At 71.3% G+C, this 23,298-nt stretch carries 15 protein-coding genes; 7 read left to right on the forward strand and 8 right to left on the reverse strand.

Annotated elements, in window-relative coordinates:
• Positions 1-36: 36 nt before the first annotated feature.
• Positions 37-1,248 carry an acetate kinase gene (locus IE269_RS32080; RefSeq protein ID WP_189826751.1) on the reverse strand — a complete coding sequence of 404 codons (1,212 nt, stop codon included), beginning with the start codon at positions 1,246-1,248 and terminating at the stop codon, positions 37-39.
• 205 nt (positions 1,249-1,453) lie between these two features.
• Positions 1,454-3,529, reverse strand: a complete 2,076-nt coding sequence (gene pta, locus IE269_RS32085) for a phosphate acetyltransferase (RefSeq protein ID WP_189826752.1) — start codon at positions 3,527-3,529, stop codon at positions 1,454-1,456.
• 257 nt (positions 3,530-3,786) lie between these two features.
• Here pta and IE269_RS32090 point away from each other — a divergent pair, with 257 nt between their 5' ends.
• Complete coding sequence (locus IE269_RS32090; protein WP_189826753.1) at positions 3,787-4,812, forward strand: ATP-dependent 6-phosphofructokinase; 1,026 nt, start codon at positions 3,787-3,789, stop codon at positions 4,810-4,812.
• A gap of 218 nt (positions 4,813-5,030) precedes the next feature.
• Positions 5,031-6,110, forward strand: coding sequence for an RICIN domain-containing protein (locus tag IE269_RS32095; RefSeq protein WP_189826754.1), 1,080 nt, complete (start codon positions 5,031-5,033; stop codon positions 6,108-6,110).
• Positions 6,111-6,120: 10 nt separating this feature from the next.
• Here the strand turns inward: IE269_RS32095 and IE269_RS32100 are convergent, their stop codons facing one another.
• Positions 6,121-6,741: a helix-turn-helix domain-containing protein gene (locus tag IE269_RS32100; RefSeq protein WP_229898394.1), complete on the reverse strand. Its 621-nt coding sequence runs from the start codon at positions 6,739-6,741 to the stop codon at positions 6,121-6,123.
• A 315-nt stretch (positions 6,742-7,056) separates the two neighbouring features.
• On the opposite strand from IE269_RS32100, the gene IE269_RS32105 reads away from it, so the two are divergent.
• A complete protein-coding gene (locus IE269_RS32105; protein WP_189826756.1) occupies positions 7,057-8,427 on the forward strand; it encodes a cation:dicarboxylate symporter family transporter in 1,371 nt (456 codons plus the stop codon).
• A gap of 485 nt (positions 8,428-8,912) precedes the next feature.
• Here the strand turns inward: IE269_RS32105 and IE269_RS32110 are convergent, their stop codons facing one another.
• Positions 8,913-9,545, reverse strand: coding sequence for a TetR/AcrR family transcriptional regulator (locus IE269_RS32110; RefSeq protein ID WP_189826757.1), 633 nt, complete (start codon positions 9,543-9,545; stop codon positions 8,913-8,915).
• 123 nt (positions 9,546-9,668) lie between these two features.
• Here IE269_RS32110 and IE269_RS32115 point away from each other — a divergent pair, with 123 nt between their 5' ends.
• The 4 genes from IE269_RS32115 to IE269_RS32130 all read left to right on the forward strand — a co-directional run bounded on the left by IE269_RS32115 (position 9,669) and on the right by IE269_RS32130 (position 15,176).
• Complete coding sequence (locus IE269_RS32115) at positions 9,669-11,330, forward strand: MFS transporter (protein WP_438817649.1); 1,662 nt, start codon at positions 9,669-9,671, stop codon at positions 11,328-11,330.
• A gap of 104 nt (positions 11,331-11,434) precedes the next feature.
• Entirely contained in the window at positions 11,435-12,157 is a 723-nt protein-coding gene (locus tag IE269_RS32120) for a GAF and ANTAR domain-containing protein (protein ID WP_189826759.1), read from the forward strand.
• A gap of 185 nt (positions 12,158-12,342) precedes the next feature.
• On the forward strand, positions 12,343-12,687 hold the full coding sequence (locus IE269_RS32125) for an STAS domain-containing protein (protein WP_189826760.1): 345 nt from the start codon (positions 12,343-12,345) through the stop codon (positions 12,685-12,687).
• A 209-nt stretch (positions 12,688-12,896) separates the two neighbouring features.
• On the forward strand, positions 12,897-15,176 hold the full coding sequence (locus IE269_RS32130; protein WP_229898393.1) for a HelD family protein: 2,280 nt from the start codon (positions 12,897-12,899) through the stop codon (positions 15,174-15,176).
• On the opposite strand, the gene glgB is transcribed toward IE269_RS32130, so the two are convergent.
• The 4 genes from glgB to IE269_RS32150 all read right to left on the reverse strand — a co-directional run bounded on the left by glgB (position 15,163) and on the right by IE269_RS32150 (position 23,276).
• A complete protein-coding gene (gene glgB / locus IE269_RS32135) occupies positions 15,163-17,709 on the reverse strand; it encodes a 1,4-alpha-glucan branching enzyme (protein ID WP_229898381.1) in 2,547 nt (848 codons plus the stop codon). The genes IE269_RS32130 and glgB overlap by 14 nt on opposite strands.
• Before the next feature lie 48 nt (positions 17,710-17,757).
• Positions 17,758-19,272, reverse strand: a complete 1,515-nt coding sequence (locus IE269_RS32140) for a maltokinase N-terminal cap-like domain-containing protein (RefSeq protein ID WP_189826762.1) — start codon at positions 19,270-19,272, stop codon at positions 17,758-17,760.
• Positions 19,273-19,512: 240 nt separating this feature from the next.
• Positions 19,513-21,243, reverse strand: coding sequence for a maltose alpha-D-glucosyltransferase (treS, locus tag IE269_RS32145; RefSeq protein ID WP_189826763.1), 1,731 nt, complete (start codon positions 21,241-21,243; stop codon positions 19,513-19,515).
• Entirely contained in the window at positions 21,240-23,276 is a 2,037-nt protein-coding gene (locus IE269_RS32150; RefSeq protein ID WP_189826764.1) for an alpha-1,4-glucan--maltose-1-phosphate maltosyltransferase, read from the reverse strand. The genes treS and IE269_RS32150 overlap by 4 nt, the downstream gene beginning before the upstream one ends.
• Positions 23,277-23,298: the final 22 nt, after the last annotated feature.

Below are 23,298 nucleotides of genomic sequence, written 5' to 3' on the forward strand. Positions count from 1 at the left end.
GGGTGCGCTCAGACGGGCTGTCCGGACAGCTCGGGATTACTTGCTGACCAGGTCGTAGACCTGGGTCGCGATTTCCAGTTCTTCGTCGGTCGGTACAACGGCGACAGCGACCCGGGCGTATTCCGGCGAAATCAGCCGCGGTTCGTCGGAACGTACGGAATTGAGGTCCGCGTCCACGGCCAGACCCAGCTCCTCCAGGCCCGCCACGGCCGCCTCGCGCACCGGAGCGGCGTTCTCGCCGACGCCGGCGGTGAAGGCCACCGCGTCCACCTTGCCGAGCACCGCGGAGTAGGCACCGATGTACTTCTTCAGCCGGTGGATGTAGATCTCGAAGGCGAGTGCGGCCTGCTTGTCGCCCGCGTCGATACGACGGCGGATTTCCCGCATGTCGTTGTCGCCGCAGAGTCCGACGAGCCCGCTCTTCTTGTTGAGGAGCGTGTCGATTTCGTCGGTCGACATTCCGGCCACCCGTTCCAGGTGGAAGATCACCGCCGGGTCGAGGTCGCCGGAACGGGTGCCCATCACGAGGCCTTCGAGCGGGGTGAGCCCCATCGAGGTGTCGACGCAGCGGCCGCCCGCGACGGCGGAGGCGGAGGCCCCGTTGCCGAGGTGCAGGACGATGACGTTGACCTCCTCCGGGGTCTTGCCGAGGAGTTCCGCCGTCTTGCGGGAGACGTACGCGTGCGAGGTGCCGTGGAAGCCGTAGCGGCGGATGCGGTGCGCGTCGGCGGTCTCGACGTCGATCGCGTAGCGGGCCGCGTACTCCGGCATCGTCGTGTGGAAGGCGGTGTCGAAGACGGCGACCTGGGGGAGGTCGGGGCGCAGCGCCTGGGCCGTCTTGATGCCGGTGATGTTCGCCGGGTTGTGCAGCGGGGCGACGGGCACGAGTCGCTCGATCTCCGCCATGACCTCGTCCGTGATGACGGTCGGCGCGGAGAACTTCAGGCCGCCGTGCACGACGCGGTGGCCGATCGCGGCCAGCTCCGGGGAGTCCAGGCCGATGCCGTCGGCCGTCAGCTCCTCGGCGACGGCCTTCAGTGCTTCGGCGTGGTCGGCGAACCGGGTCTCCTGCACGCGCTTCCTGCCCGCGTTCTCGCCGAGGAGGGGGGTGTGGGCGAGGGCCGAGGTGTCCTCGCCGATCTTCTCGACGAGGCCGACGGCGAGGCGGGTGCGGTCGCGCATGTCGAGGAGCTGGTACTTGACGGAGGAGGAGCCGGAGTTGAGGACCAGGATGCGGGTGGGGGTCACGGGGGGTGCCTTCTTGTACGGGTACGGGGGCGGGTTCGGCGGTACGGGGCGGCTTGGCGGTGTCCGGGGTGCGGCCGGTGCCGGGGCGGGGGGGGGGAGCCGGGGCGGGCCCGGATCGGGCGGGCCGCCCCCTTGCCCGCCCGTTCCGCCCCCGGGGGGCGGCCCCGCCGCCCAAGGCGGCTACGGGAGTGGGGTCATGAGGGGGTCATGAGGGGTCTCCCTGGGCCTGGATTGCCGTGATGGCGACCGTGTTGACGATGTCCTGGACCAGGGCGCCCCGCGAGAGGTCGTTGACCGGCTTGCGGAGGCCCTGGAGGACCGGGCCGACCGCCACGGCGCCCGCCGAGCGCTGGACCGCCTTGTAGGTGTTGTTGCCGGTGTTGAGGTCCGGGAAGATCAACACGCTGGCCTGGCCCGCGACTTCGGAGTCCGGGAGCTTGGTGGCGGCCACCGAGGGCTCGACGGCCGCGTCGTACTGGATCGGCCCCTCGACGAGCAGGTCCGGCCGCGAGGAGCGCACCAGCTCGGTCGCCTCGCGGACCTTGTCGACGTCCGCGCCCGCCCCCGAGGTGCCGGTGGAGTACGACAGCATCGCCATGCGCGGCTCGACGCCGAACTGGGCGGCGGTCCCGGCCGACTGGATCGCGATGTCGGCGAGCTGGACCGCGTTCGGGTCCGGGTTCACGGCGCAGTCCCCGTACACCAGGACCTTGTCGGCGAGGCACATGAAGAAGACCGAGGAGACGATCTTCGCGTCCGGCTTGGTCTTGATGATCTCGAAGGCCGGGCGGATGGTGGCGGCGGTGGAGTGCACCGAGCCGGACACCATGCCGTCGGCCAGGCCCTCCTGGACCATCAGGGTGCCGAAGTAGTTCACGTCGGCGACCACGTCGTACGCCAGCTCCACGGTGGCGCCCTTGTGGGCGCGCATCTCCGCGTACCGCTCGGCGAAGCGCTGGCGCAGCTCCGAGGTGGCGGGGTCGATGAGCTGGGTGGCGGCGAGGTCGATGCCCAGGTCGGCGGCCTTCTTGCGGATGACGTCCACGTCGCCGAGGAGGGTCAGGTCGCAGACGTCGCGGCGCAGCAGGACGTCGGCGGCGCGCAGCACGCGCTCCTCGGTGCCCTCGGGGAGGACGACGCGGCGGCGGTCGGCGCGGGCCTGCTCCAGGAGTTCGTGCTCGAACATCATCGGGGTGACCCGGCCGCTGCGGGCCACCGAGATCCGGGCCAGCAGGTCGGCGGTGTCGACGTGCCGCTCGAAGAGGCCGAGGGCGGTCTCCGCCTTGCGCGGGGTGGCCGCGTTCAGCTTGCCCTCCAGCGCGAACAGCTCGCCGGCGGTCGGGAAGGACCCGCCGTCCACCGAGATCACCGGGGTGCCGGGCGCGAGCCGCGAGGCCAGCGTGAGGACCTCCGGGCCGGGCCGCTCGCCCAGCGTCAGCAGCACGCCCGCGATCGGCGGCGTACCGGCACTGTGCGCGGCCAGCGAGCCGACGACCAGGTCGGAGCGGTCGCCGGGGGCCACCACCAGGCAGCCGGGGGTCAGCGCGTTCAGGAAGTTCGGCAGCATCGCGCCGCCGAAGACGAAGTCCAGGGCGTCGCGGGCGAGGCCCGCGTCGTCGCCGAGGAGAACCGTTCCGCCCAGTGCCTGGGTGATCTGCGCGACCGTCGGCGCGGCCAGCGCGGGCTCGTCGGGCAGGACGTACGCGGGGACCGGCAGACGGCTGGTCAGCCGCTCGGCGATCTCGGCGCGGTCCGCGGGGACCACCCGGTTGACGACCATCGCCAGGACTTCGCAGCCCAGGCCGTCGTAGGCGCGGTAGGCGTTGCGGGTCTCGGCGCGCACCGACTCGGCGGTCTGCTTGCGGCCACCGACCACGGGTATGACCGAGGCCCCGAACTCGTTCGCCAGCCGCGCGTTCAGCGCCAGCTCGTCGGGGAGCTGGGTGTCGGCGAAGTCCGTACCGAGGACGAGGACGACCTCGTACCCGCGCGCCGCCTTGTGGAAGCGGTCCACCAGCTGGGAGACCAGCTCGTCGGTGCCCTTCTCGGCCTGCAGCGCGGACGCCTCGTGGTAGTCCATGCCGTACACCGTCGCCGGGTCCTGGGACAGCCGGTAGCGGGTGCGGAGCAGGTCGAAGAGGCGGTCCGGGCCGTCGTGCACCAGCGGGCGGAAGACGCCCACCCGGTCCACCTGGCGGGTCAGGAGTTCCATGACTCCCAGCTCGACGACCTGGCGGCCGTCCCCCCGGTCGATGCCGGTCACGTACACGCTGCGCGTCACGCGTGCTCTCCGTCTCGTGTCGTCGGTAGGCGTGGTAGGTAACTTTGCCTATTTTGTGCGGTTAGGGTGGCCTTGCACCCTTGACAATACCTTTGGGGCTGGATACGGCGCCCGCCGGAAGAAGTACCCGCGATCGAGGGACGAAGGCCCCTGAGTCCCGCTTGTACCGGAGTATCCGAAAGCGCGCGGCCTGTTCCGGCCGTGGAACAATCGGAACCTGGCTCACAAGTACCACCAAGAGCAGGAGACACAGCACGATGCGTATCGGAGTTCTCACCGCAGGCGGCGACTGTCCCGGGCTGAACGCAGTGATCCGGTCGGTCGTGCACCGTGCCGTAGCCGGTCACAACGACGAGGTCATCGGGTTCGAGGACGGCTTCAAGGGCCTCCTCGACGGTCACTACCGCCCCCTGGACCTCAACGCCGTGAGCGGCATCCTGGCCCGCGGCGGCACCATCCTCGGCTCGGCCCGCCTGGAGCGCGACCGGCTGCGCGAGGCCGCCGAGAACTGCGCGGAACTGACCGCCAAGTACGGCATCGACGTCCTCATCCCGATCGGCGGCGAGGGCACCCTGACCGCCGCCCGGATGCTCTCCGACGCCGGAATGCCCGTCGTCGGCGTGCCGAAGACCATCGACAACGACATCAACGGCACCGACCGCACCTTCGGCTTCGACACCGCCGTCGGCGTGGCGACCGAGGCCATAGACCGTCTGAAGACCACCGCCGAGTCGCACCAGCGCGTCATGGTCGTCGAGGTCATGGGCCGCCACGCGGGCTGGATCGCCCTGGAGTCCGGCATGGCCGGCGGCGCCCACGGCATCTGCCTGCCCGAGCGCCCCTTCGAGATCGACTCGCTCGTCAAGATGGTCGAGGAGCGCTTCGCGCGCGGCAAGAAGTTCGCCGTCGTCTGCGTCGCCGAGGGCGCCCGTCCCGCCGAGGGCACCATGCCGTACGAGAAGGGCATCATCGACCAGTTCGGCCACGAGCGCTTCACCGGCATCGGCACCCGCCTCGCCGTCGAGCTGGAGGCCCGGCTCGGCAAGGAGGCGCGACCGGTCATTCTCGGCCACGTCCAGCGCGGCGGCACGCCCACCGCGTACGACCGCGTCCTCGCGACCCGCTTCGGCTGGCACGCGGTGGAGGCGGCGCACGCCGGGCAGTTCGGCAAGATGACCGCGCTGCGCGGCACCAGCATCGAGATGGTTCCGCTGGCAGAGGGCGTGTCCGAGCTGAAGACCGTCCCCGAGGGCCGCATGTACGAGGCCGAGTCGGTCTTCTAGCACCCGCTGGAACCCGCGAGCCGCCAACTGCGCGAAACGGCCCCCGTCGTCTCCCCTGTGGACGACCGGGGCCGTTTCGCGTTCCCCCGCAGTTGGCGCTTCCCACTCTTGAGTTGCGCGGGCGGATCAACAAGGCTTCAGCCTGTCCGGGACATGTCCCAACTCCCTTTCCACGGCCCTCCGGACGCAGGTCAGGCGAGGGGACAGGAGACTTCCCGATGCTGCAACCCGATCCGCGCGGTGCGCTCACCCCCGCCGAGTTCGTCTCGCTGCTGCACGCGCTGAAGGAGTGGTCGGGCCTCACCTACCGCGAACTCACCGCCCGCGCCGAGGCCGGCGGCGACGTCCTGCCCCGCTCCACGGTCGCCAACATGCTGTCCCGCACGACCGTCCCCCGCGAGGAGCTGGTGGCGGCCTACACCCGCGCCTGCGGGTGCGGTCCCGCGTCGGTGGAGGAGTGGCTCTCGGTACGGAAGGAACTGGCGGTACGGGGGAGACGTGCGGCAGAAGCGGGGGAGGGCGGGGCGGAATCCGGGGAGCGCGGGGCGGAATCCGGTGAAGGCGGGGTGGAATCCGGGCTTCCGGAGCCGGAAACTTTGCCGGAACTGGAGACTCCGCCTCCCTCTCCGGCGGCCGGTCCGGGCCCTGTGACCCTGCCCGCCACACCCCGGACGGCCCTGCCGCACCCGGCCGTTCAGCCATCCCCCACCGGGCCGGAAGCCACCACTCCGCGACGGATTTCCAGGGCCAAGGTCCTGGTGCTCGCCCTCGCCCTCGCGGTGGTCGGGGCGACGGTCGCCTGGGTGGTGCAGACCCCGGACGGCGCCGAGGCCCCCGGCGGAGTGCCCGCCGCGCCGTCACCCGGCGAGCGCACCCTGCGCGCCGCGCACTCCGGACTGTGCCTGGGGGAGCGCCCGGAGACCAAGGAAGGCAAGGTCTACCAACGCCCCTGCGAGGCCGCAATCCCGCAGTACTCCCTGGTCAGGACGGGCGAACTGGACTGGCGGGTCGCCTCCTGGCACCCGGAGTACGAGGACGGGTGCATGGGCGTGCACTGGGCCTGGAAGAAGGTCGGCGCCTGGCTGGAGGACGACTCCTGCGAGAACCGCATCCCGGGCGCGGAAACGTTCCGCTTCGAACCGGTGGGCCAGCCGGTCCGGGGCTACCGGATGCGGGTGATGCACACCACGATGTGCATCACCGTGCCCGGGGCCTCCCGCGAACCGTGGACCGCGCTGGAACAACGCCCGTGCACCGAGGACGCGGCGGGCCAGCTCTTCCGCTTCGACCCGGCCTAGGCCCTCGCCGTCAGACCTTCCGCACCCTCTCCCAGAAGTGCCCCACGATCCCCTCCAGGAACTCCCGCCCCGCAGCGCCGTCGCCGGCATCCCCCACGCCACCGCCCCAGCCCAGGGTCGCGACCATGCGGGACTGGTAGTCGGCGTGCAGCCGCGGCAGGGCGTCCTCGATCGTGGCACGGTCCACCGGCACCAGTTTGGCCAGCGGCTTCACGTACGCCTGCCACCGCGTGCTGACGGCACTGCGCAGCATCTCGGCCAGCTCCCCGTCCCGCCCGGCGGCCGTCATGAACTGGGCGGGGGAGAGCCCGAGCACGGCGATCAGCGCGGCGGACTGCCGCTCGGTGCCGCGCCACAGCCCGCTCTCCTCCATCTTCCGATACGCATCCACGCCCAGCCCGACCCTGCGCGCCAGGTCCGCGACGGCCACCCCACGCACGGTCCGGTGCTCGCGCAAGGTACGTGCGGCATACAGCAGTTCAGCCGGATCACACCACAACACCCCGGCCAGCGCGGTCACTTCCCGACTGTCGGGCGTCCGCAGCCCCCGCTCCCAGGCGCCGACCAGATCCGGCCCCACGTCCAGCCCGTACTGCGCCCGCAGCCCGTACGCGACATGCCCGGGCAGCATCCCGAGCGCCTCCCGCAGCCGCCGCGCGGCGGCTGCGTCGAACGGCGGGGCTTCGGCGGGCGTGCCGTCTGACGGCGGGGTGTGCTGCACGCGCACACGGTAAGGAGGAGATGCGGGAGTTGGCTACGGTGCGTTCGGCCAACGTCACGGCTCGTAGGAACGTCCAGGGTGTACGAGGCCCGGTGCGGGGTGTACGAACGAGCCGATCTGTGAACTCTACGACCGTAAGGGTGTGTTGGCGCGCGGGGTGATGCATAGTCGCGGGACCCACCCCCACGTGGGCGAAGCCGGTGAGACGAGGAGGGCCCTGTGGCCGTGGCGGAGACGGAGGCCGGGCAGGCGCCCGCGCCGAAGAAGCGGGACCGGTCGCACTTCCTGTACCTGGCGGTGATCCTCGCGGTGCTGCTCGGCATCGCCGTCGGCTTCCTGGCGCCCGGGGTGGCCAAGGACCTGAAGCCGATCGGCACCGGGTTCGTGAACCTGATCAAGATGCTGATCTCGCCGATCATCTTCTGCACGATCGTGCTGGGCATCGGTTCCGTCCGCAAGGCCGCCAAGGTCGGTGCGGTGGGCGGGCTCGCCCTCGGCTACTTCATGGTCATGTCGACCGTCGCCCTCGCCATCGGCCTGCTCGTCGGCAACCTGATCCACCCGGGTACGGACCTGGACCTGGACGCGCACAAGGGCGAGGGCGCGAAGCAGGCCAAGGGGGCGAGCGAGGGGACGTCGGACTTCCTGCTCGGCATCATCCCGAAGACGCTGGTGTCCGCCTTCACCGAGGGGTCGGTGCTCCAGACTCTTTTCATCGCCCTGCTGGTGGGCTTCGCGCTCCAGTCGATGGGCCGGGCCGGTGAGCCGGTGCTGCGCGGGATCGGGCACATCCAGCGGCTCGTGTTCCGCATCCTCGCGATGGTGATGTGGGCGGCTCCGGTCGGGGCCTTCGGCGCCATCGCGGCGGTGGTCGGCGAGACCGGGGGCAAGGCGCTCACCGCGCTCGCGACGATCATGATCGCCTTCTACATCACGTGCGTGCTCTTCGTGTTCGTCGTGCTCGGCGCGATCCTGAAGATCTTCACGGGGATGAACATCTTCCGGCTGCTGCGGTACCTGGGGCGGGAGTTCCTGCTGATCCTGTCGACGTCGTCGTCGGAGACGGCGCTGCCGAGGCTCATCGCGAAGATGGAGCACCTGGGGGTCAGCAAACCGGTCGTCGGCATCACAGTCCCGACGGGGTACTCCTTCAACCTCGACGGCACCGCCATCTACCTGACGATGGCCTCGCTCTTCATCGCCAACGCGCTGGGCGACCCGCTGAACATCGGCGAACAGATCGCCCTGCTCGGGTTCATGATCATCGCTTCGAAGGGGGCGGCGGGGGTGACGGGCGCGGGCCTGGCGACGCTGGCGGGCGGGCTCCAGTCGCACCGGCCCGAACTGGTCGACGGGGTCGGGCTGATCGTGGGGATCGACCGGTTCATGAGCGAGGCTCGTGCTTTGACGAACTTCGCGGGGAATGCGGTGGCGACGGTGCTGGTGGGGACGTGGACGAGGGAGATCGACCGGGACCGGGTCGAGCGGGTGCTGTCGGGGCGGGCTCCTTTTGACGAGCGGACGCTGTTGGACGACGGTCACGGGGTGGCTCCGGAGGGCGAGCCCTCCGCCACGGGGCCTTCCTTGGCCAAGTAGGGCTTGCTGCCGGGGGCGAGGCCGTTCGGTGATGCCCGTGGCGCCGGGGTCCTGTTCGGGTCGGCAGCCGGTGACGGGGCGTTTTCGCCCCAGCCCCGCCCCTTCACCTAAAGCGCTCGCCGCGCGGCATCATTCAGCCCGTCCGGCGTTTGAGGACGCGCGGGCGCAGCCCGTGCAGGGGGCAAGGGGCGTAGCCCCATCAGGAACAGCACCCCACCAACCGCCCCGCAGGGTCTAGGTGAAGGGGCGGGGCTGGGGCGAATCCGCCCCGGTACCGGGTGCCGATCCCGACCGTTCCGCCCCGCGCCTCAGCGCCCGGTACCGGGTGCCGATCCCGACCGTTCCGCCCCGCGCCCCAGCGCCCGGTACCGGGTGCCGATCCCGACCGTTCCGCCCCGCGCCCCAGCGCCCGGTACCGGGTGCCGATCCCGACCGTTCCGCCCCGCGCCCCAGCGCCCCGCACCGGGTGCCGACCCGACTGCCCCCTACGACCCCACCCGCGCCAGCAAACCCTCCGCCTCCTCCACCCCCACCCCCGCCGACAACAGCGCCGTCCGCGCCGCCGCCCGCCCGGCATCCGCAGCGTCCAGGGCGCCCGAGTTCACCGCCTCCATCAGCCCGAACAGCGTCTGCTCGTGCACGTACGCCAGCGCCCCCGCCGGCACCGGCGACCGGAAGACCCCCGACTCCTGGCCCCTGCGCAGCAGCGCCACACAGTCCTCCCGGACCGGCGTCAGCCGCTGCTTGATGCCCTCCATCGTCACGCTCCGCTGCGCCAGCGCCACCAGCAGCCGGTAGCGGTCCGCGATGTCCCACACCGCGAGCATCGACCGTGCGAGCGCCTCCGCCGGGTCGTCCACCCCGGCCCGCCCCGCCGCATGGGCCTCGATGACCGCTTCCGTCGCCCCGTCGACGAGCGCGGCGATCAGCGCCTCCCGGTTGGGGAAGTGGCCGTACACCGTGCGCCGCACGACCCCCGCCGCCCGCGCGATCTGATCCATGCTCGCGTCCGGATCGTGCAGCAGCTCCGCCAGCGCCACGTCCATGATCCGTCGCCGGTTCGTATCGGCCCTGCTGGAGGAGGAACTGCCTGAGCTACCCGTGGTCATACCCCCCATTTTGCACACGGCTGTGCATTGACGTAACTTGCACACCGATGTGTAATTGCACAGCCGTGTGCAATCAATGACGTGCAGTGAGGTGACCCCGTGCCCCTGGTCGCGAACCAGCCGGTCGACGCAATGGACAAGCCCTACCCCAAGCGCTGGTGGGCCCTCCTCGTCCTCTGTCTCAGCCTGCTGATCATCGTGATGGCCAATACGGCCCTCACCGTCGCCGCCCCCGACATGACCAAGGACCTCGGTCTGGGCAGCGCCGACCTCCAGTGGGTCGTCGACGGCTACACCGTCCCGTACGCCGCGCTGATGCTGCTGCTCGGCGCCATCGGCGACAAGTACAGCCGCCGGGGGGCCCTCGTCCTCGGCCTCCTCGTCTTCGGCGGCGGAGCCGTCGCCGGCTCCCTCGTCGACAGCGCCAACGGCGTGATCGCCGCCCGCGCCGTCATGGGCGTCGGCGCGGCGATGATCATGCCCGCGACCCTCTCCCTCCTCGCCGCGGCCTTCCCGCGCGCCGAACGCGCCAAGGCGATCGTGATCTGGACCGCCACCGCCGGGCTCGCCATCGCCGCAGGCCCCCTCGTCGCCGGTGCGCTCCTCGAACAGCACGGCTGGGCATCGACGTTCCTCATCAACGTGCCCGTCGCCGCCCTCGCGATCATCGGCGCGTTCACCCTCGTACCGCCGTCCAAGGCGAGCGAGCACGGCCGTATCGACTACGTCGGCGGGCTGCTGTCCGTCGTCTGGATCGCCGCGCTCATCTTCGCGATCATCGAGGGCCCGCACTTCGGCTGGGACGGCAAGGCCATCGGCGCGGCAGTCGTCGCCGGTGCCGGGCTCGTCGCCTTCGTGCTCTGGGAGCTGCGCCACCCGCGCCCCGTCCTCGACGTCCGCCGCTTCCTCGACCGCGCCTTCGCCGGGTCCAACCTCGCCGTCGCGCTCTTCTTCCTCGCCGTCTTCGGCGCTTTCTACTTCCTCACCCAGCACCTCCAGTTCGTGCTCGGGTTCAACGCGCTGGAGACCGGCGTACGGATGCTGCCGCTGGCCGGTGCCGTCTTCGTCGGGTCCGCGCTCACCGGGTTCCTCACCCCGCGCCTGGGCATGAAGGTCACCGTCACGGCGGGCATGGTCGGCGGCACCGTCGCGCTGGCCCTGCTCACCCGGGTCGACGCCGCCTCCTCGTACGGAGACCTCGTCCTGCCCCTGGTCATGCTCGGCCTCGCCATCGGGCTCGCCCTCTCGCCCTGCACCGACGCCATCATGGGCGCCTTCCCCGAGTCGGAACTCGGCGTCGGCGGCGCGGTCAACGACACCTCGCTGGAGCTGGGCGGCTCCCTGGGCATCGCCGTCCTCGGTTCGGTCCTCGCCGGGTCGTACTCCTCGCACCTCGCCGATGCAGTCAGCGGTACGAAGCTGCCCGCCGCCGCACTGGACACCGCCCAGGACTCGGTCGGCGCCGGGTACGCCGTCGCCCAGGGCATCGGCGAGAAGGCCAAGGAGCTGGCCGGACAGGCCGCACACGCCGGCAGCCCCGAGCAGGCCGCCCAGCTCAAGGGCCAGGCCGAAGCACTCGCCCGGGGTGCGCAGGACATGGCGCACGCCGTCGGCTCCGCCTTCTCCGACGCGGTCGCCCACACCAGCCTGGTCGGCGCCGCCGTACTCGGCGCGGGCACCGTGCTCGTCGCCCTCCTGCTGCCGCGCCGCAAGCCCGGCGCGCAGCAGAAGCAGACGCAGGACCAGGCGGACGGGGGCGCATCCGGGCGCGAACTCGCGGACGCGCACGCCTGACGGCCCGGGAAGCCTGCCATGGAGCGCCGCCACCCGGGTAGGCGCTCCTCCGAGGCGCGGCCACCCCGTCCGCGCCTCGCCGCGTAGTCCGCGAGGTGAAGGACATGAACCGGGAAAGCCGCTGGCTGGAAGCGTCCGTCCGACTGGCCGAGCTGATGCAGCCCCACCCGGGGCCGGAGCCCGAAGTCACGGTGTTCCTGCGGGAGTTCTGCCTCCGGGCCGTCGAACTGCTCGACGTCCCGGCGGTGGGCACCATGCTCGCCGAGGAGGGCGGCGCACTGCGGGTCGCCGCCGCCTCCGACGAGAACGCCGAACTCCTGGAGCTGATCGCCTCCCAGCGTCAGAACGGCCCCTGCGTGGAGGGCTACCGCCTGGGCCGGCCGCTGCCCGACGTCGATCTGCGGGCCCACGCCGACCGCTGGCCGGAGTTCTGCGCCCGCGCGCTGGCGTACGGCATCGACCGCACCGCCGTCCTCCCGCTGCGGCACCGGGACGCCTGGCTCGGCACCTGGCAGGCGTACGGCCGCGGTGCGGTGCCCGGCAGCGAGGAACTGGACATGGCCCAGCGGCTGGCGGACATCGCCGTGCTGTCCCTGGTCCAGTCCCGCAACCTGTCCCATCTGGCCCGCTCCGCCGACCAGTTGCGGTCCGCGCTGACCAGCCGGATCGCCATCGAGCAGGCCAAGGGAATGCTCGCCGCCCAGTGGGGCGTGACCCCGGACGCCGCCTTCCAGCCGATGCGGGCCTACGCCCGGTCCCGCCGGCGCAAGCTGCGCGAGGTCGCCCGCGACGTGATCGAGGGGCGGCTCCAGCTCCCTCGGGGGTGAAGCAGATCAGCCCAACTCCCGGCCACGTCAAGGAATTTGCGTAATTTCCACTCGTACGAGTCGGATTTGGATGGACAACCGATTCTGCGTGGGACTCGGCCGCGTACGTTGCATCGAGGCCATCCCAGACCCCGGTGAGTCCGTCAGACGCCACCGATCGTTCGTCAAGGCACCTGGGACGGAAAATGCCCAAATCAGTCGTGGAACAAGCCGTGGAAGTGCGCCGGGCCGGCAGCGCACTCGTCCTCGGGCTCTCCGGGGAGCTGGATCTCTATGCGGGGCTGCGGGTCGGCCCCCTCGTCGACCGGGCCCTGCGCGGGCACCCCCCGCTCGTGGTCGCGGACCTGACCCGCATCACCTTCATGGACTGCGGCGGCCTCTCGCTGCTGCTGCGGGTGCGCGGCCAGACGGCCCGCTGGGGAGGGGACTTCGCGGTGCACTGCCCCTCGCGCCGCGTGCTCAGGATCCTGCGGTACGTCGAGCTGGACGAGCCCCTGCGCTTCGTCACCGCCCTGCCGCCCGGCGACTGACCGCCGTCGCCCCACGCGGGAAGCAGGCGGGCGGGCAAGAAGCGGGCGGGCAAAAAGAAATACCCCGGCGCATTGACAGCCGGGGTATTTCTCTGCGTATATTGGGCGTTTCCATGCCTGCATCTACAAGAGGGCATGGAGAAGCTCGATATGGACACGATAACCCAGTGGGGGAAGCCTTGTCAACCGAGGAATTGTCAACCCGTGAACTGCGGCAGGAGCAGCAGTTCGTGGAGGGGCTCTACGCCCGCCTCGACGCACTCCGCGCGGAGGCCGAAGACGCCGTGCGCGGCTCCTTCGCCCCGACCGGAAACGGCCGCCAGGCCCGCGTGGAGCGCGACGTCGCCGTCGTCGAGCGCTCCGCCACGCTCGCCGCGCTCAACGCGGCCGACTCCGGACTCTGCTTCGGCCGTCTCGACTTCGTGCCGGAGGCGGAGGGCGAGCCCGGCACCACCCACCACATCGGCCGCATGGGCATCCGCCGCGACGACGCCGAGCGCAGCCCCCTGCTGGTCGACTGGCGCGCCCCCGTCGCCCGTCCCTTCTACCTCGCCACCGGCCACACCCCGATGGGCCTGCGCCGCCGCCGTCATCTGACCACCAAGGGCCGCACCGTCACCGCCCTGCACGACGAGATCCTCGACCTCGGCGACACGACACGCACCGGGTACGAGGACCCCACCGGCGACGCCGTCCTGCTGGCCGCCCTCAACGGCGCCCGCACCGGCCGCATGTCCGACATCGTGCAGACCATCCAGGCCGAGCAGGACCGCATCATCCGCGCCCCGCACCGCGGCGTCCTCGTCGTCGAGGGCGGCCCCGGCACCGGCAAGACCGCCGTCGCCCTGCACCGCGCCGCGTACCTCCTCTACGCCCACCGCGAGCAGCTCGCCCGGCGCGCGGTCCTCATCGTCGGCCCCAACCCCGCCTTCCTCTCCTACATCGGCGACGTCCTGCCCTCCCTCGGCGAGACCGGCGTCCTGCTCGCCACCCCCGCCGAGCTCTTCCCCGGCGTCACCGCCACCGGCACGGACACCCCGGAGGCGGCGGCCGTGAAGGGGAGCGCCGCGATGGCGGACGTCCTGGCCGAGGTCGTACGGGACCGCCAGACCGTGCCCGACACGGTGGAGGAGGTCGACCACGAGCAGTGGACGCTCTCCCTGGAGCGCGCCATCGCCGAGGACGCCCGCCACCACGCCCGCGCCACCAAGCTCCCGCACAACCTGGCCCGCGCCCACTTCGGCCGGTACGTCCTGGACGCGCTCACCGAGCAGCTCGCCGACCGCATCGGCCGCGAGCCCTACGAGGCCATCGCGGAGGAGCTGGGCGAGGAGATCCCCGACGGCAACGTCCTCACCGCGCAGGACGTGGAGCAGCTCGGCAAGGAGATCGCCGGCAACCCGGCGGTCCTCGCCGCGATCGACGCCCTCTGGCCGGAGCTGACCCCGCAGCAGCTGCTCACCGACTTCCTGGAGGACCCGACCCATCTCCCGGACGCCGAAGCCGAGTTGATCCGCCGCGCCCCGGGATCCGACTGGACCGCCGCCGACATCGCCCTCCTGGACGAGGCCGCCGAACTCCTCGGCGAGGACGACCACGCCGCCCGCGCCGCCGCCGCCCGCGAGTACGAGCAGCGCGTCGCGTACGCGAAGGGCGTGCTGGACGTGTCGTACGGCTCGCGGACCTACGAGTTCGAGGACCTGGACGACGAGGACTCCGAGGTGCTGGGCGCGCACGACCTCATCGACGCCGAACGGTTCGCCGAGCGGCACGAGGAGGACGACCACCGCAGCGCCGCCGCGCGCGCGGCCGTCGACCGGACCTGGGCGTTCGGGCACATCATCGTGGACGAGGCGCAGGAGCTGTCCGCGATGACCTGGCGGCTCTTGATGCGCCGCTGCCCGACCCGCTCCATGACCCTGGTGGGCGATCCGGCGCAGGTCGGCGACGCGGCGGGCTGCGACTCCTGGAAGCAGATCCTCGACCCGTACGTCGGCGACCGCTACGAGCACACCCGGCTCGGCGTCAACTACCGCACCCCGGCCGAGATCATGGACCTCGCGGCCCGCGTGATGCAGGCCGCCGACCCGACCTTCGAGCCGCCGAGTTCCGTACGCTCCACGGGAGTCGAGCCGTGGGTGCGCGTGAGCACGCCGGGCGAGCTGCCTCGTACCGTCTCAGAAGCAGTGGAAGCGGTGGACGGCGCGGGACGGATCGCCGTCGTCGCCCCCGCCGACCTGCTCCCGGCGCTCGCGGAGGCGATCCCCGGCGCGTCCCACGGCACGACCCCCGACCTCACCGCCCCCGTCGTCCTCCTCGCCCCGCAGCAGGCGAAGGGCCTGGAGTTCGACGCGGTGGTCGTGGCGGAGCCGGACCGCATCCGGTCCGGCTCGCCGCGCGGCCTCAACGACCTGTACGTGGCGCTGACCCGGGCCACTCAGTCGCTGGGCCTGGTCCACACCGGGGGCTGGGAGGTCACGCCGGCCTGAACCAGACGGTCGCCAGCGGCGGCAGCGTCAGCCTGACGCTCGCCGGGCGGCCGTGGCTCGGGTGCGACTCCGGCTTCAGCGGCTCGGGGTTGTGGATGCCGCTGCCGCCGTATGCCGTGGCGTCCGTGTTCAGGACCTCGGTCCACGCCGGTACGTCGTCGGGGACGCCGATCGCGTACTCGTGCCGTACGACGGGGGAGAAGTGGGAGACCGCGAGGAGCGGGTTCCCGGCGGCGTCGTAGCGCAGGAACGCGAACACGTTGTCCTCGGCCGCGTCGCCCGCCACCCAGGCGAAGCCCTCGGGGACGGTGTCGCGCTCCCACAGGGCCGGGGTGGCGTTGTAGGCGGTGTTCAGGTCGCGGACGAGGTCGCGCACGCCCCGGTGGTCGCCCTCCGCGCCGTACGACGGATCGAGCAGCCACCAGTCCGGGCCGTGCGCCTCCGACCACTCGGCGCCCTGCGCGAACTCCTGTCCCATGAAGAGGAGTTGCTTGCCGGGGTGGGACCACATGAAGCCCAGGTAGGCCCGGTGGGTGGCGCGTTGCTGCCACCAGTCGCCGGGCATCTTGGACACCAGCGAGCGCTTGCCGTGCACGACCTCGTCGTGGGAGATGGGCAGGACGTAGTTCTCGCTGTACGCGTAGACCATCGAGAAGGTCATCTCGTGGTGGTGGTACTTGCGGTGCACGGGCTCCTTGGCGACGTAGCCCAGCGAGTCGTGCATCCAGCCCATGTTCCACTTCAGGCCGAAGCCCAGGCCGCCGAAGCCGCCGGGGCCGATGTGGTGGGTGGCGCGGGTGACGCCGTCCCAGGCGGTGGACTCCTCGGCGATGGTGACGACGCCGGGGTTGCGGCGGTAGACGGTGGCGTTCATCTCCTGGAGGAAGGCGACCGCGTCGAGGTTCTCCCGGCCCCCGTGCTGGTTGGGCACCCACTGGCCCTCCTCGCGCGAGTAGTCGAGGTAGAGCATCGAGGCCACCGCGTCGACCCGCAGGCCGTCGATGTGGAACTCCTCGCACCAGTACGTGGCGTTCGCGACGAGGAAGTTGCGGACCTCCGTGCGCCCGAAGTCGAATTCCAGCGTCCCCCAGTCGGGGTGCGCGGACTTCAGCGGGTCCTCGTGCTCGTACAGCGGACGGCCGTCGAACTCGGCGAGCGCCCAGTCGTCGCGCGGGAAGTGCGCCGGCACCCAGTCCATGATCACGCCGATCCCGGCCCGGTGCAGGGCGTCGACGAGGAAACGGAAGTCGTCGGGGGTGCCCATCCGGGACGTCGGCGCGTAGAACCCGGTCACCTGGTAGCCCCAGGACCCGCCGAAGGGATGCTCGGCGACCGGCATCAGCTCGACGTGCGTGAAGCCCAAGTCGGAGACGTACATGGGGAGTTGTTCGGCGAGCTGGCGGTACGTCAGTCCCGGCCGCCAGGACGGCAGGTGCACCTCGTACACCGACAGCGGGGCCTCGTGCACCGGGCGGGCGGCGCGCGATGCCATCCAGGCGGCGTCCTGCCACTCGTGGCGCGAGGTGGTGACCACGGAGGCGTTCGCCGGGGGCACCTCCGCGTGCCGGGCCATCGGGTCGGCGCGCATGGTGTGGGAGCCGTCGGGCCGGGTGATCTGGAACTTGTAGAGCGCGCCCTCGCGGACGTCGGGCAGGAACAGCTCCCAGATGCCCGTCCCGCCGAGCGAACGCATCGGATACCCGGTGCCGTCCCAGTAGTTGAAGTCGCCGACGACGCGGACGCCGCGCGCGTTGGGGGCCCAGACGGTGAAGCGGGTGCCCGTCACCTCCTGGTGGGTCATGGGCTGCGCGCCGAGCGCCTTCCACAGCTCCTCGTGACGGCCCTCGCCGATCAGGTGCAGGTCGAGGTCGCCGAGCGAGGGGAGGAAACGGTACGGGTCGTCGACCTCGATCTCGTTGTCGTCGTACGTCACCTGGAGCCGGTATGCGGGGACCTCGGGGAGCGGCAGCACCCCGGAGAACAGGCCGTCGCCCTCGTCGAGCAGCGGGACGTGCAGCCCGGTGCCGACGACGGCGACCGCCCGCGCGTACGGCCGCAGCACCCGGAAGGCGACACCCCCGGGCACGGGGTGCGCGCCGAGCAGGTCGTGCGGGGCGTGGTGGGCGCCGGACAGCAGGCGGCCGCGGTCGTCCTGGGGGAGCGGGAAGGCGGGGCGGACGGCCCCGGACGCGGCGGGCTTCGGACCCTTCGGCCCGGCCGTGCCCTTCGGGGTCTTGCCGGCGGGCTTCGCGGCCTTCGGCTTCTTCGCCGGGGCTTCCGCAGCCTCCTGGGCCTTGCGCGACTTCGCCGCGGCGGGCTTCTTCGCCGTGCCGCCCGTCGGCCGCTTGCGCGGGCCCGGCGGTACGGCGGACTCCGTGACGGCCTCCGTCACCGGGTCCGGCACGGGTTCCGACCCGGGCGCGGGCAGGCGCGCGGGCGCGGCCGGGGCCTCGGCCGGGGACGAGGTGCGGCGGGGCGGCCGGGGGGTGTCCCCGCCGGAAGTGCCGGAAGCGGGGGTGGGACGGGGGGTCACGGGGGTGTCCTCCTCGTAGGGGTCAACAAGCGGAAAGGGATGGGGAGTTCAGGAGGGCCGGGCGAGTCGTCGGACGGCCGCCATCGGCACCGGGAGCCAGTCCGGCCGGTGCCGGGCCTCGTACAGGACCTCGTACACGGCCTTGTCCGTCTCGTACGCCCGCAGCAGTACGGCCTGGTGGCGCGGGTCGATGCCGGAGGCGGCGGTGTAGCCGTCCAGGTAGGCGGTGCGGCAGCGGGTGGCCCAGTCGGGGTCCCAGGGTTGGTGCGAGCGGGCCGCGTAATCGAAGGAGCGGAGCATTCCGGCGACGTCGCGGACGACCGGCTGCGGGCGGCGGCGCTCGGTGAGGGGCTTCGCGGGCTCGCCCTCGAAGTCGATCACCGTCCACTCGCCGTCCCCGGTGCGCAGCACCTGCCCCAGATGCAGGTCGCCGTGGACCCGCTGGGCGGTCACGACGGGCCCCGCCGCACCCAGCTCCCGTACGGCGTCGAAGGCCTGGCGCAGTCCGTCGGCGTACGGAAGGAGCGCCGGAACCGCCTGTACGGTCGCCTCCAGCCGCTCCGCCATCTGCGCGGTGAGCAGCTCGGCCTGCGGGCGGCCGAGGGTGAGCGTCGGCAGGGAGGCCGCCAGCGCGAGGTGGACCTCGGCGGTGGCCCGGCCCAGCGCGTGCGCTTCGGCGGTGAAGTCCCGGCCCACGGCGAGGGACTTGAGGGCGAGCTGCCAGCCGTCCTCGGCGTCGTGCAGGAAGGGCTGGAGCAGGCCGAGGGTGAAGGGCTCGAAGGGGTCCTCGGGGTTCGCTCCCTCGAACCAGGCGATCGGCGCGGGCACCCGGGCGCTGCCCTCCCCGGCGAGGGCGAGCGGCAGCTCCAGGTCCGGGTTGGCCCCGGCGTGGACCCGCCGGAAGACCTTCAGGATGTGGGAATTGCCGTACACGATCGAGGAGTTGGACTGCTCGGCGCCGAGCGCGCGGGGAGTCAGCCCGGAGCCCACCTCCGCCGTGGGGTCCTTGTCGAACCGCAGCGAGCCGATCGTCCCGGGCAGCCGCAGCCGCTCCAGCAGCAGCCCCGCCAGTCTCGGGTCGGACAGGGCCTCGTACACCGTGTGACCGGCGAGCGGCCCCTGCGCGACCCGGCCGATCAGGGCGGACGCCAGCGTCGGGGGCAGCGACCTGCGCACCCCGAGGAGCAGCTGGTAGCAGTCGGCGGGCGGCGGCGCGGCGGCCCCCTGTGCGGGGACGGTCGGCTGCTGGGCCCGTACGAGCAGATGGAGCAGCCCGGGGGAGCCGGTCAGCGGCAGCAGTTCGGTCGCCGAGACCAGGGTGAAGCCCACGACGGGGCGGCCCTTGCCGGCGAACCAGCGCTGGCGAGGCAGCCAGTCGTGCAGCAGCGGGCTCAGCGAGGTGAGCAGCGCGGCCGAGGCGTGCGGTACGGGCGGTGCGACGAGCGGTGCGGAGAGCGGTGCGGTGGTGCCGTACGGATCAGCGGTGGTGCGGTGCGTATCAGAAGAACCGGGTGTATCAGGCGTACCGGGTGTAACTGACGAGGCGGGAGCAGCCTCCGACATGGCATCGCGTCCTTTCCCCGGGCACACCTCAGAATGCGCAGAGTGTCCCGGATTGCGGCAAAGCTGTCCGGCTGTACGGGACGTGTCGGGAGAGGAAGATCCATTGGGCGAACCATGGTTGATCCATTGGCCGCAGAGACCCGTGGATGAACCGTGAATCGCATACGCGTATGAGAGTCAGAGTGCCCCGGGCGGGGCGGGGAAAACCGTGATCCGGCTCCCCGCCCCGGCCCGCGGCGCTCAGCGCGGCGGCTTCGGCGGGCGGACCAGCGAAGGCGTGTCCTTCCGCAGCCGGAACCAGTAGAAGCCGTGCCCCGCCAGGGTCAGCAGGTACGGCAGCTCGCCGATCGCCGGGAAGCGCACCCCGCCGATCAGCTCGACCGGGTGACGGCCGTTGAAGACCTGGAGGTCCAGCTCGGTGGGCTGGGCGAACCGCGAGAAGTTGTGCACGCACAGGACGAGGTCGTCCTTGTACTCGCGGAGGAACGCCAGCACCGCCGGGTTGGAGGAGGGCAGCTCGGTGTAGGACCCCAGTCCGAAGGCAGGATTCTGCTTGCGGATCTCGATCATGCGCCGGGTCCAGTGGAGGAGGGACGACGGCGAGGTCATGGAGGCCTCGACGTTGGTCACCTGGTAGCCGTAGACCGGGTCCATGATCGTGGGGAGGGACAGTCGGCCCGGGTCGCAGGAGGAGAATCCCGCGTTCCGGTCGGGCGTCCACTGCATCGGCGTGCGGACCGCGTCGCGGTCGCCGAGCCAGATGTTGTCGCCCATGCCGATCTCGTCGCCGTAATAGAGGATCGGCGAGCCGGGCAGCGACAGCAGCAGGGCGGTGAACAGCTCGATCTGGTTGCGGTCGTTGTCCAGCAGCGGGGCCAGACGGCGGCGGATGCCGATGTTGGCGCGCATCCGCGGGTCCTTGGCGTACTCCGCGTACATGTAGTCGCGCTCTTCGTCCGTGACCATTTCGAGGGTCAGCTCGTCGTGGTTGCGCAGGAAGATGCCCCACTGGGCGCTGGAGGGGATCGCCGGGGTCTTGGCGAGGATCTCCGAGACCGGATAGCGGGACTCGCGGCGCACGGCCATGAAGATGCGCGGCATGACGGGGAAGTGGAACGCCATGTGGCACTCGTCCCCGCCCTTGTCGAAGTCGCCGAAGTAGTCGACGACGTCCTCGGGCCACTGGTTGGCCTCCGCGAGGAGCACCGTGTCCGGGTACGAGGCGTCGATCTCGGCCCGTACCCGCTTCAGGAACTCGTGGGTGCGGGGGAGGTTCTCGCAGTTGGTCCCCTCCTCCTGGTAGAGGTACGGGACCGCGTCGAGGCGGAAGCCGTCGATGCCCAGGTCGAGCCAGAAGCGCAGTGCGGAGATGATCTCCTCCTGCACGGCCGGGTTCTCGTAGTTGAGGTCCGGCTGGTGGGAGAAGAAGCGGTGCCAGTAGTACTGCTTGCGCACCGGGTCGAAGGTCCAGTTGGAGGTCTCCGTGTCGACGAAGATGATCCGGGCGTCCTGGTACTGCTTGTCGTCGTCGGCCCAGACGTAGTAGTCGCCGTACGGTCCGTCCGGATCGCTCCTGGACTGCTGGAACCACTCGTGCTGGTCGCTCGTGTGGTTCATGACGAAGTCGATGATCACGCGCATGCCGCGCTGGTGCGTGGCGTCGACGAACTCCACGAAGTCGGCGAGGTCGCCGAACTCCGGGAGCACGGCGGTGTAGTTGGAGACGTCGTAGCCGCCGTCGCGCAGCGGCGACATGAAGAACGGCGGCAGCCAGAGGCAGTCGACGCCCAGCCACTGGAGGTAGTCCAGTTTGGCGGTGATGCCCTTGAGGTCTCCTACGCCGTCGCCGTTGCTGTCCTGGAAGGACCTGACGAGGACTTCGTAGAAGACGGCCCGCTTGAACCACTCGGGGTCGCGGTCCTTGGCGGGAGTGTCCTCGAAGGTGTCGTGGACGGGCTCGTTGAAGATCATGTGGGTGACCCTCCGGTCAGCGGGGACGGTCGCAGGGTCACGATGTGCGCGGGCAGTACGCCCGGCTCCAGGCGCACGTAAGCGTCCCTGCCCCAGTGGTAGGTCTCGCCGGTGAGCTCGTCGCGCACCGGGACGACACTGTGCCAGTCGAGGCCGAGTGCCGGCATGTCCAACGAGACCGTCGCCTCCTGGGTGTGGTGAGGGTCGAGGTTCACGACCACCAGAACGGTGTTCGAGCCTCCATCACCCTCCTGGACCTTCTGACTGCTGCTGCTTTCCGTGGAACGAATGCGCTTCGAGTACGCGATCACCGCGTCGTTGTTCGTGTGGTGGAAGGTGATGTCCCGCAGCTGCTGGAGCGCGCGGTGGCGGCGTCGCAGCCGGTTCAGGGTGGTGATCAGGGGTGCGATCGACCGGCCCTCGCGCTCGGCGGACTCCCAGTCCCTCGGGCGCAGTTGGTACTTCTCCGAGTTCAAGTATTCCTCGGAGCCGTCCCGGATCGGGGTGTTCTCGCAGAGTTCGTAGCCCGCGTACACGCCCCAGGACGGGGAGAGGGTCGCGGCGAGCACGGCCCGCACCTCGAAGGCGGGGCGGCCGCCGTGCTGGAGGTAGGCGTGCAGGATGTCCGGGGTGTTCACGAAGAAGTTGGGGCGCATGTACGCGGCCGTCTCGTGCGCCAACTCCAGGGCGTACTCGGTGAGTTCCTGCTTGGTGTTGCGCCAGGTGAAGTAGGTGTACGACTGCTGGAAGCCGACCGCGCCCAGGGTGCGCATCATCGCGGGCCGGGTGAACGCCTCGGCCAGGAAGATCACATCGGGGTCGGACGTCCGGATCTCGCCCAGCACCCGCTCCCAGAAGACGACGGGCTTGGTGTGCGGGTTGTCGACGCGGAAGATGCGGACGCCGTGCGACATCCACAGGCGCAGGATGCGCAGGGTCTCCGCGACCAGGCCGTCCATGTCCGCCTCGAAGGCGATCGGATAGATGTCCTGGTACTTCTTCGGCGGGTTCTCCGCGTACGCGATGGTCCCGTCGGACCGGTGGTGGAACCACTCCGGGTGCTCGGTGACCCACGGGTGGTCCGGCGAGCACTGGAGGGCGAAGTCCAGGGCGATCTCCAGGCGCAGGTCGCGGGCGGTGGTGACGAAGCGGTCGAAGTCCTCGAAGGTCCCCAGGTCCGGATGGATCGCGTCGTGGCCGCCGTCGGCGGAGCCGATCGCCCAGGGGACGCCGACGTCCTTCTCGGTGGCGGAGAGGGTGTTGTTGGGACCCTTGCGGAAGGTGCGGCCGATGGGATGGATCGGCGGGAGGTAGACGACGTCGAAGCCCATCGCGGCGACGGCGGGAAGCCGCTCGGCGGCGGTGCGGAAGGTGCCGCTGACCGCCGGAACGCCACCTTCGGGTGCATGTGCGCCCTCGGAGCGCGGAAACAGCTCGTACCAGGAACCGAAGAGCGCGCGCGGGCGTTCGACCAGCAACGGCAGTGGATCGGAGGCGGAAAGGGGTTCACGCAACGGGAAGCGGGAGAGGGCGGCGTCGACCTCCGGGGTGAGGGCCGCGGCGAGCCGGGCGGCGGCGGGACGCCGGGTGTCGCGCAGCGCGTCCACGGCCGCGAGGACGGCCTCGCGCCCGTCCTTCTTGGGCACACCCTCGGCGGCGCGCTCGTACAGCTCGGCGCCCTCGGCCAGGACGAGTTCGGTGTCCTGCCCGGCCGGGATCTTGATTCCCGCGTTGTGCCGCCAGGTGGCGACCGGGTCCCCCCACGCCTCGACGACGTACGACCACAGACCCTCGGCGTCCGGTGTCACGTCCGCGCCCCACCGGTCCGTCCCGGGGGCGAGTTCGCGCATCGGCGTCCAGGGGCCCGGCCGTCCGCTCGGATCGAGCAGGACCACATTGGCGGCCACGGCGTCATGGCCTTCGCGGAAGACGGTGGCGGAGACCTGGAAGGTCTCTCCGGACACCGCCTTCGCGGGCCTGCGGCCGCGGTCGACCGCGGGGGAGACGTCGAGGACGGGGATACGACCGATCATGGGCTCACCTGGGGCTGGGGCG

Source organism: Streptomyces spiroverticillatus (assembly GCA_014650415.1).
Lineage (GTDB): Bacteria > Actinomycetota > Actinomycetes > Streptomycetales > Streptomycetaceae > Streptomyces > Streptomyces spiroverticillatus.

Excerpts from the sequence above, each read along its gene's own strand:
- IE269_RS32115 (WP_438817649.1), top strand. The coding sequence starts at position 9,669 with ATGGACAAGCCCTACCCCAAGCGCTGGTGGGCCCTCCTCGTCCTCTGT.
- IE269_RS32100 (WP_229898394.1), bottom strand. The coding sequence starts at position 6,741 with ATGCTGCCCGGGCATGTCGCGTACGGGCTGCGGGCGCAGTACGGGCTG.
- IE269_RS32150 (WP_189826764.1), bottom strand. The coding sequence starts at position 23,276 with ATGATCGGTCGTATCCCCGTCCTCGACGTCTCCCCCGCGGTCGACCGC.
- IE269_RS32120 (WP_189826759.1), top strand. The coding sequence starts at position 11,435 with ATGAACCGGGAAAGCCGCTGGCTGGAAGCGTCCGTCCGACTGGCCGAG.
- IE269_RS32095 (WP_189826754.1), top strand. The coding sequence starts at position 5,031 with ATGCTGCAACCCGATCCGCGCGGTGCGCTCACCCCCGCCGAGTTCGTC.
- IE269_RS32140 (WP_189826762.1), bottom strand. The coding sequence starts at position 19,272 with ATGTCGGAGGCTGCTCCCGCCTCGTCAGTTACACCCGGTACGCCTGAT.
- IE269_RS32125 (WP_189826760.1), top strand. The coding sequence starts at position 12,343 with ATGCCCAAATCAGTCGTGGAACAAGCCGTGGAAGTGCGCCGGGCCGGC.
- IE269_RS32090 (WP_189826753.1), top strand. The coding sequence starts at position 3,787 with ATGCGTATCGGAGTTCTCACCGCAGGCGGCGACTGTCCCGGGCTGAAC.
- treS (WP_189826763.1), bottom strand. The coding sequence starts at position 21,243 with ATGATCTTCAACGAGCCCGTCCACGACACCTTCGAGGACACTCCCGCC.
- IE269_RS32110 (WP_189826757.1), bottom strand. The coding sequence starts at position 9,545 with ATGGGGGGTATGACCACGGGTAGCTCAGGCAGTTCCTCCTCCAGCAGG.